This is a genomic window from Polaribacter sp. P097 (genome assembly GCF_036864555.1).
Taxonomy (GTDB): domain Bacteria; phylum Bacteroidota; class Bacteroidia; order Flavobacteriales; family Flavobacteriaceae; genus Polaribacter.
In genome coordinates, this window is record NZ_JAZETJ010000006.1 from 1 (window position 1) to 4,440 (window position 4,440).

At 33.7% G+C, this 4,440-nt stretch carries 1 protein-coding gene; it reads right to left on the reverse strand.

The genetic code is table 11. From position 1 onward, the window contains the following. A partial coding sequence (locus tag V7R38_RS13110; RefSeq protein WP_334059110.1) for a collagen-binding domain-containing protein occupies positions 1–4,251 on the reverse strand: 4,251 nt, incomplete at its 3' end. Positions 4,252–4,440 lie beyond the last annotated feature (189 nt).

A 4,440-nucleotide genomic window follows, 5' to 3' on the forward strand; every position in this document is an offset into this window, starting at 1 on the left:
TGTTTGCCCTTTACCTTGATAAGGCTGCTCAGCTTTCATCTTAGCTTTGTTGTAAAGATTAGCATCAGATTTTACGAAAGTTGTAGGAACAGAGTTCTTTTTTCTACCCACATAAATCTTAGAGATTGCATCTCCTAAAGACTCAGACTCAACTCCACCAGAATTACCTCCTGTAACTTCTGCAGAGGTTATAGTAACTGGAATATCGATAGTTATAGTACAATCATTACTTGTGGCAGTAACTGCAACAATAAATGAACCAGCTTCTGTAAATTCTTGTGTTATTGGATTAGTGTTTTGAAACTTTCCTGGTCCACTTCCTGGTCCACTTCCTGGTAATGTCCAAGAGAATGATGTAAATGAACTTGCATTATCAATAGTAAATGTTTTTACAATTTTACCTCCTGTAGATGGTAAAGTTGTTACGCTCACAATCGGTTCTAAAACTGGTAATACTACAACTTGTTGGGTTGTTGAATTTGAACCATAGGTATTTGTAGCCGTAAGTGTAACTGTATATGTACCATCATTTGCATAGTATTTATCAGGATTCATTTCTGTACTAGTAGTACCATCTCCAAAACTCCATAAATAAGTAATTGGTGCATCTGGTTGCACAGTTCCTCCTGTATGCGTTGTGTTTTCGAAAGAAAAATCATTCTCTACAAAACATTGTGGATTTACATTGATGTTAAAATCTGGAGTTGGAGCAACACCTACAATTGGAGGACAAGTTGTGGTTGCTGCAAATTTTTGACAGTGAATTGTACCACCATCATGAATTAAAGATTTTGCAATTACTTGACCAAATATATCTTCTTTGTTTACTGATTTTTCTATAGCTGCATTTGGTGCAAAAATAGTTCCGTAAATTTCTTCTGATCCAACTAAATTCAGTTCAGTAGTATTAGAGAAATTATACATTACATAAGGGCTGTCTATAGCAGTAAAACCTCTTTGCTCCCAAACATTCCAATTAAATGTTCCTGGTGCATCTACGTTAATTATTAAAATTCGATCTGCGTTGGCATTTCTTTGTGCTTCGAAAATACTTGTAGCATTTAATTCTGCACCAGTAATGTTTAAATAATTGATACCGTTATTTAAGAATATTTCTGTATGATTTGCTAAATTGGTGTTGGAAATAGAATTTCCATTATCATCCTCTAAAACAGCATTATTGGCATTTAATGCTAAATTAGTGGCATTTGTTCTTAGGCTTTGGAAAGCACTAGAAAAATCGATTAAATTATTTTCATAAACAGGGTTATTTCCTGCACTCACTCCATAAGTAGGTGAGTTGTTATTCATTTGAATTCTTGAAGAAGAGTTATAAGTTCCGTTTGGAGTTACTCTCATATTGGCTGGTGCATTATTTTGATCGAAATACCATGCCACAGAACCATTGCTGTTTCCTATTTTAGTATAATAATTAGGATTTACTACAGTTAATAAACCAGCAGGATTTGTACCTCCTGTTGGGCATATTCCCTGAGTTGTTTTAGTTACTTCAAAATTATCAATTAAATTACCATAAGATAGGTTGTTATATGGTTGGCTAGAAACCGCTTGAAATACAAAATAAACTTTATTTTCTCCTGCAGGCACTGTATATGAACCTGTATAATTTTGCCATGCGTTTTGATCTGTACTCATTGTACTTACAGTAGTTGCAGAATTTAAAGACACCCCAATTTTTACATCGGCTACATCAATTCCACGTCTTCCTCTATGCCATATAGACCAATTTAATACAGAGCCTGGTTCAGCACAAATAACTTGATATAGTGCAGCTCTTTGTGTTGCATTTATTTCAGCAATAAAATTACCACTTTGTGCATTTTTACCTTGAAAACCAGATTTCCAAATCTCAATTTTATTGTCAGTAGCAGTTGTGTACCAACCAGGTATATCAACTTCATTCTTTAATGTCCAAGTAGATGGATTTGCTCCTTGTTCAAAACTTCCATTATTTACAATGGTTGGATCTCCACAATTACACTCGTCATCGTCTGTATTAATTACTGTATTTAATGGGTAATTTACACGACCGTTTACTAATAGACCTGTTTTTAATCCATTTGTATCAAAATCTCCACAGTCATCAGAAGCTACATTGTAATTACCTTTTATAGTTAAGTTTTCACCTACTGCTACAGCACCTTTAGTTTCATTTTCAACCACTTCTAAATTTTCTTCTACAAAGACATTAAAACCTTGTGCAGGTGCAGTTGGACTTTGATTACAGTTAAAAACAGTGTTTACTGTTACAGTAACTGTTGCTGTTGATGTATCTCCATTAGCATCTGTTATGGTATAATTAAAGGTATCATTACCAGTGAAACCTGAATTTGGTGTATATAATATAGTATCGTCTGTTGGATCATTTGGTGTTCCATTATCATCTACAGACAGGGTTCCTCCATTACTAGATGTTGCACTGGGTAAAGAAATTGTACCAGTATTAGGCCCATCGTTCCCAAAAGTATCGTTATTTAAAACATCTATAGTGTTTGCAGGACTGTTTTCATTTACTGTTGCTGTATCATTAGATGCTGTTGGAACATCATTTACAGTTAAAGTAACTGTTATTTCTTCAGGGCAAACATTGTCTACAGCAAATATTTGTAAAGTGTAATCTCCAGCATCAGAAAAACCAACAGTACCTAAGTTTAAGGTTGTATTAGTAGATAGAATAGATGAAGAAGCCGAATTTTTAAACCATTTGTAGGTTAGGTTGGCTGTGCTATTTGTACCTGGTGGAATTGTATAATTGGGATTCCCTGCAGCAAAAGTAGTTGTTGATATTGATGAAGCATTAACTGTAAAAGATGCATTATCATTCTCATTAACTGTTAAACTTGTTGGAGCTGTATTAACTGTAATTTGTTCTGCAGTTGTAACCTTGCTGCTGGTTGATTGCCCAGAAATCTCAGAACCACCTACTGTAGTACCTACTGCAGTTGGAATTCCATTATTATTAACAGGAGTAGGGAAGTTGAGTAAACTACCTCCATTGCTACCACCAACAAGCGTATTAGTTACAGTGGTTGATGTATACGAATTATTTGCTTCAATAGCATCTGGACATCCATCATTATCTGAATCTGTGTCTTTACTATCTGGTAGGCCATCTCCATCTGTATCTCTGCTTATACAATCTGATGAAAAATAGTTGAACAAAACCAGGTCTAAACCACCTAATGAGGAGTTTGTATTGGTTGGAAAAGTTGTCCAATCTAAAAGGTTAGCTGTGTTGTAATCTGGAGGAAAAATAGAGTACCCATAAACTGTGGTTCCGTTTGCAACTCCGAAATCTGCAAAATTAACCGCTCTTATTGCTACATCTTGATTTAATGCTGTACTTGGTCTGAATTCTGTATCTGATATTTCTTTTCTTAAAACTGTAGATGGTAACTTTTCTATGGTTGTCATAGAGCTTGTAGTTACCCTGTAAACCGAACTATAAGAAGTTGGTGTACTATTGTTATCTATGCTAGTAATAATTGCAATATCTATAAAATTGTTTTTTCCTCTTTCACCAACAGTTACGTATTGATTAGTATTTGAGTTAATGTAATAACCATCATCAAAAACTACATCTACTCTTTCTATATTATTATTGTTTTGAGAAGACATACTATTATCAAACACATTATCACTACCTACATTATAAAATCCATGCGAAAAGGTTTCAGCCATGTTGTTTACCTCTGTTGTATGTAATTGAGTTGCGTTAGCAGTGCTTGAATGTCCGTCATTTTCAATCCAAATAATTTGGTTGATAGGAGCAGTACCACTTGTAGCTCTTCTAAAAGTAATGTTACCTACAGATGCATCTTCGTCTACTTTAATTGTATTTCCAGAACTTAGAACAAAACCTTCTAAACGTTTTCCTAAACTTGTTCCATAGGATAGGGTATAAGAAGTATTTTGAGAAAATGGTGAAGCCGAGTTTGAAAAAGAGTTTACAGTTTTGGTAGACGCTGTTTGTGGTTTATTTTCTATAATAAATGATGTAATTGTACCTGATGCCAAAGGTGGGCAACTAAACTCATCTATATCTAATATACCATCATTATCATCATCTAAATCGATACTATTGGCAATACCATCTCCATCACAATCTGTAGCATTAACACATTGCGCATTTACGTTTAAGGTTGAAAAGAAAATAAATAAAAACGTTGCTGCAATTTTAAGCAGTGAGAAGTTCTTTTTATTAACCACAGTTTCATTGATGTAATCCATTAGGGATGTAACATTTTAGTAGATTATAATAATAATCTAAAGTTGAAATAGGGTATTAATAAATTTTGGGGTGTAGCAAATATACATTTTTTATAATAAGTTTAACGCAATTTATATGAAAATCAAGTAATTGAGCAGTGTTTTTATCTTTTATTCATAGTAAGTTTTATTAAACTAGTATTGAATACA